At 55.2% G+C, this 5,347-nt stretch carries 6 protein-coding genes; 5 read left to right on the forward strand and 1 reads right to left on the reverse strand.

Translation table 11 applies throughout. The features are described 5' to 3' along the window. Positions 1-259: 259 nt before the first annotated feature. Complete coding sequence (locus AC04MI_RS23145; protein ID WP_476498810.1) at positions 260-1,234, forward strand: quinone oxidoreductase family protein; 975 nt, start codon at positions 260-262, stop codon at positions 1,232-1,234. Between the two features lie 488 nt (positions 1,235-1,722). On the opposite strand, the gene AC04MI_RS23150 is transcribed toward AC04MI_RS23145, so the two are convergent. After that, positions 1,723-2,547 (reverse strand): helix-turn-helix transcriptional regulator, encoded by an 825-nt coding sequence (locus tag AC04MI_RS23150; protein ID WP_476498811.1) that lies wholly within the window; start codon positions 2,545-2,547, stop codon positions 1,723-1,725. A gap of 111 nt (positions 2,548-2,658) precedes the next feature. Here AC04MI_RS23150 and AC04MI_RS23155 point away from each other — a divergent pair, with 111 nt between their 5' ends. The 4 genes from AC04MI_RS23155 to AC04MI_RS23170 all read left to right on the forward strand — a co-directional run. Beyond that, entirely contained in the window at positions 2,659-3,087 is a 429-nt protein-coding gene (locus AC04MI_RS23155; protein WP_476498812.1) for an organic hydroperoxide resistance protein, read from the forward strand. A 41-nt stretch (positions 3,088-3,128) separates the two neighbouring features. Continuing rightward, the gene (locus AC04MI_RS23160) at positions 3,129-4,067 is read left to right on the forward strand and encodes an alpha/beta fold hydrolase (protein ID WP_476498813.1); all 939 of its coding nucleotides are present in this window, start codon (positions 3,129-3,131) and stop codon (positions 4,065-4,067) included. Positions 4,068-4,240: 173 nt separating this feature from the next. Then, positions 4,241-4,534 (forward strand): DUF4148 domain-containing protein, encoded by a 294-nt coding sequence (locus tag AC04MI_RS23165; RefSeq protein WP_476498814.1) that lies wholly within the window; start codon positions 4,241-4,243, stop codon positions 4,532-4,534. 306 nt (positions 4,535-4,840) lie between these two features. Next, a partial coding sequence (locus AC04MI_RS23170) for a DNA/RNA non-specific endonuclease (RefSeq protein ID WP_476498815.1) occupies positions 4,841-5,347 on the forward strand: 507 nt, incomplete at its 3' end.

The following is a 5,347-nucleotide window of genomic DNA, read 5'->3' on the forward strand; positions in this document are numbered from 1 at the left end:
GGTACGGTGGAGGCCGGCACGGTCCGTCACTTCAGAAAGGGTTAGGAATCGGACGCCACCGCGCTCAATGCTCAGGTCCTCCGCCGCTCTCAAAAGGCTAGCAGCTCTAAGTTCTTTGTCTTCAGCAGATCGTGCGCGTACTTTCATGCGCGAGATTTTAGCGCACACCATGTTGCGTTAAGTTGAATTGTGCTCTACACTTCTTTTAACGCATCAACAGGTGCGTTAAACAGACTCTTAACTAAGAAAGGTTTTTGCCATGAAAGCAGTTGTTGCAACAGAGTTCGGCACCCCAAAGGTGCTTGAAGTGGTAGAGCTCCCCGATCCAGTCGCTGAGCACGGACAAGTGGTGATTGAGGTCACTCACGCTGCCGTAGGACTCATTGATGTGTTCATTCGAAAAGGTCACTTCAAGAATGTCCCGGGAATGGCGAGCCCCCCATTCGTCCCCGGTCTGGAAGTGGTCGGCGTGATCAAAGCACTTGGCGCAGGAGTGACCGGGCTCAAAGTAGGCGAACGGGTGGTGGCGATGTCAATCAGCGGATCTGGCGGCTATGCCTCCCAGTACGTTGCGAATGCCAATCTCGTTGCTTCCATCGAGACATCCTCCATCAGCTCCGAATTGGCAGTGTCAGTGGTACCGAATGCAGCAATGGCATACATTGCACTCACTGAAGTCGCACACCTTAGTGCGCAAAACTCTGTGCTTATCAATGGGGCCTTGGGAGGGTTTGCCTCTGCTTTCCCTGGGATGGCCAAATGGCTGGGCGTACCACGCGTGGTCGGTGCTGTGAGAAACACCCGCATGGGATCGGCTCTCAATACCAAGCTTCCCTACGATCAAATCGTGGATTCATCGAAATTTGGAGAGCTGAATGAGAAATTCGACGTCATCATCGATCCCGTAGGAGGCGCATTGCGAACTGAGCTTGTAAAGCTTCTCAAGCCAACTGGTCGATTGATTGTTGTTGGTAATGCAAGTGAGGACTGGGATCATCGCGTCAGCTCAAACGATTTTTGGCTAGGGAATACCAGCATCGCTGGTTTCAATGCAGGGGCATATTTACCGATGCATCCAGAATGCATCCAGCCGGCACTTAACGCTGCTATTAGCGCCGTCTCAAGAGGCTTAGGATCACTGGAAATTGAAGTTTTCCCCTTTGAACAGGCGCAAATTGCGCATGAAAAAATGGAGAATCGCAATCTGGAAGGAAGAATCGTTCTCACTGCTTAAAGAGAGTTCGTAAACATCCATTCGGGTGCAGTTCAACATAAATTCGCTTAGAAACACCCCTATTTTGATTTCCACTCAAATCTGACCCACTGGGATTTAGTGGGTCACTTTTACGCTCAAAAGACACAAAGCCTGAGCTCCACTGGAGTGACTTTCTACTTGAGAATGTCGTAAAAAAGGATCAATTCCATGCGTTTGCCGCAGCCCCTCACAATGGGGCAATGGTTTGCAGACGATTGGATTGATTCCCCAATTTATGTTTCCCAAGAGTATCTGTGCACTGGTCATCAGCCGAGATGACCAGAGACTCATGGTGGTTCCTCACCTCACTGATTTATCGGGCCTCTTTGATATGGCGTAAAAGCACAGTCGCTTTACGACGACACGCGAACGATTGCCGACTATCCCACCTGCCCAGGCAGCTTGCGCCCCTCCGATTCCGAACCTCGACATAGGGCTATCAACTGCCAGCGTCCTCCGGCCGGCACCTAAGCATCTGTCTTCTTCCACTCCCGTGGCGATAGTCCAAAGTGTGACTTGAAGGCTCGGGAGAGTGTGGTTTCATCCCCGTATCCGACGCGATCGGCCACATTGCGGAGGTCGACTCCTTCGCGCAATAGCTTTTGGGCCAGCCCCATGCGCCATTCGAGCAGGTATTGACCTGGTGTCACCCCCACTGTGCTCTTAAATCTGTTGGCGAAAGCGGTACGCGACATCCCTGCCACGGCAGCTAGTTCCTCCAACGACCAAACCTTCGAGGGACTCTCATGCAAAGATACGAGAGCTCTTCTCAACTTTGGGTGGCTCATCCCGGCAAGCAATCCAGATGCAACTTGGCGCTGCTCCATGAGCTCGCGCAAGACTTGAACTATCAACACCTCAAAGAGGCTGTCGAGGATCTTTTGGCGACCACATCGGTTGGCGTTGGCCTCAGTAAACAGCAGAGACAGCACATAAGTGCTCTCGGGCAGCCGTTCCAACGGCATGCAAACAAAGTCGGGAAGCGCCGACACGATCGGGTTGGCAGCGCCACCTTCAAAGAGCAGGTCTGCGCAGACCATATCGGCCCCCTTGATGGGGTCTGTGATGAACCGGCGCTGTAGAGGTCTTGGATACAGCAGCAAGGACGGTTGCTCGATTCGAACCGGGTCATTGGCGCCATGGTAGGCCTCAACCCCCCCTTCCCTCACTAGGTGCAACTGTCCAACTCCGACCTCATGCCCAAGCGAGTTCACGCCGCATAGAGCCCCGATGTGAAAAGTGCGCGCACTCACAGCGAAATGAGCGAAAAGCGCAGCCAATCGATCTGTCAATCTGTACTCCAGGCAAAATTTCTCGAACTACAAGACATCAATAGTATCTGTTTATGGCTCAAAGTTCTATCTGCCGAATGACAGGCAATTCTCTGCAACTTAGGAGCATCTATGTCCCCCGATAAAGTCCTCTACACCGCTGAAGCTTTTGCCACAGGCGGCCGAGAAGGTTACGCCGAATCCTCAGACAACGCCTTACGCGTGAGCCTTTCAACCCCGACCGCGCTGGGCGGAGCTGGGGGTAGCGGTACAAACCCAGAGCAGCTCTTTGCAGCCGGCTATTCGGCCTGTTTCCTGAGTGCTTTGAAGTTCGTTGCCAATAAGGCCAAGCTCAACATGCCGACCGACAGCAAGGTCGACGCAAAGGTCGGGATCGGTCCGATCCCAACGGGCTTCGCGTTAACGGTGCAGTTGACAGTCTCTCTTCCCGGTATCTCACGTGCAGATGCCGATTCCCTGGTGCACCAAGCACATCAAGTTTGCCCTTACTCGAATGCCACCCGCGGAAACGTGGATGTCGTTCTGAACATCGCAATCTGAGTTCTCTTACAACTCCACTCTCAATTACGCAAAGAACAGTCATGTTCAAAATCAAAACCGCTATCGTCGCTGCCCTCATCGGCGCCACATCCTTGACCGCCATTTCGGCTACCGCCGCCACCCAAGTGATCGCAGCCGGCAAGCAAGCCGTCTCGCAGTTCATCACTGCCAATGACGGCACACAGCTTTATTACAAGGACTGGGGACCAAAGGACGGTCCGGTAGTTTCTTTCAGCCACGGCTGGCCACTGAACTCGGATAGTTGGGAATCGCAGATGCAGTTCCTGGCAGAGCGCGGCTACCGCGTGATCGCTTACGACCGCCGTGGCCACGGACGCTCAGGGCAAGCCTGGGCAAATAACACCATGGACCAGTACGCTGATGATTTGGCTGCCGTTCTCAATGCGCTCAATGTGCGCGAGGTATCGCTGGTGGGTTTCTCTACCGGTGGCGGCGAAGTGACTCGCTACATCGGTCGGCACGGCACAGGACGGGTCAAGAAATTGATCCTGGTCAGCGCAGTAACACCCATCATGGTCCGAAATGCAGACAACCCAACAGGTGTGCCCATTGACGTGTTCGATGGCCTGCGCAAGGCTTCGTTGGATAACCGCTCTCAACTTTACAAGGATATCGCAAGCGGTCCGTTCTTCGGCTTCAACCGTCCAGGATCCAAGAGCTCCCAAGGCTTGATCGATAGCTTCTGGGTCCAGGGCATGCAAGGCAGCCACAAGGCCACCTACGACTCAATCAAGGCCTTCTCGGAATCGAACTTCGTCAAAGACTTGAAGCTGGTGAATGTGCCCACGCTGATCATCCACGGAGACGACGACCAGATCGTACCTATCGAGACCAGCGCCCGCGCTGCCGTGAAGCTGGTGAAGGGAGCGACGCTGATCGAGTATGCCGGCGCTCCACATGGCATCACCGATACACACAAAGATCGCCTCAACCAAGATCTACTGAACTTCATCAAGTAAGCGTCTTAGGTTAGGCGTTGTCCTGGTTGCCTGGGGACCACTGCTTCCTGGCAAAGGCAGACATTACGCAGGTCAACTGCGGCCACACGCTTCCACGAATTGGACACGAGACGTTGACGCCGAATCTCGCATCCATCTTTTTAGACGCTTTTTAATTTATAAGGATTTTCATCATGAACAAGACCGCTCGTTTCCTCTCCGTTGCCGCTGTTGCCGCTTTCGCCGCCTTCGCCGCCCATGCTGACGAAGCCGATGGCTCGCAATTTGCCCTGAAGTTCGACACGAACCGCACCCGCGCTGAAGTGACTGCCGAGGCTGTCGTCGAAGCCCGCACCCACAACATGGAGCCTGAAGGCTCGCGTGTGTTGACCTACAAGAGCACCGCTGACCGCGCTGCCGTGCGTGCACAGGCTGCTGAAGCTGTGCGCACCGGCCAGATCCCCCACGGCGAATTCAGCGCCATGTAATTGGTAGACCAACTGCTTGAGTTGGATTGAAGCAGTTGAGGGACTTCCCATGGTGGTGGCACTTTGCATTTGCGGGTGCTGTTGCCATGGGGAGTGTTAACTGAACCGCAGGGGCGGGCAGGCAGATCGGGCTCCCTTTGGGAGCCCTTTCTGTTTGTGGCCCCCACCTCTGCAAGCAGCTGTAAAACCCTGCGGGATCCGAGCATTCGGGCCAGGAGAGAGACATGAACGGTGCTCCAATCGGGCTCCGTCAAATTCGACTCGAATGCCTCTTCTGTGAATCGCTTCTTCTCTTGGCCAGGCCGTGTGCGCCTGACGGCTGTGCTGGCCCTGTCTCTTGCTGGCGCTGCTCTCCCGAATCTCTCCTGGGCACGTTCTCCGCAGTTCGACAGTGCGGCGCTGCTCACGCCCGAGCCGACCTCCTTTGCGCAGTGCCCGCAGTTCTTTGCGAGTGGCACTCCTCCGGCCATCACGCCCCGGCCACAGCTGCGCGAGCTTTGCTATGAAGCGTTTGCGGCACTGCACTCCGGGGCGACCAAGACACCGGTGTTTGTGGCCCAGCGCTTGAACCGCAGGCTCATCGAGGACGCTGACGAAAAACGGGCGAAGCGGTTCTTTGCGGATGCGCGACTCCCGAGTGGCGAACGGGCGGAGCTGGAGGACTACAAGAACTCAGGCTACAGCCGTGGGCATATGGCACCTGCAGGAGACATGCCGACGCCAACAGCCATGGCCCAGAGCTTCAGTCTCGCGAACATGGTCCCCCAGAATGCTCAGCACAACGGGGGTGCCTGGAACAAGATCGAGCAGGAC

Source organism: Acidovorax sp. LjRoot204, assembly GCF_056175785.1.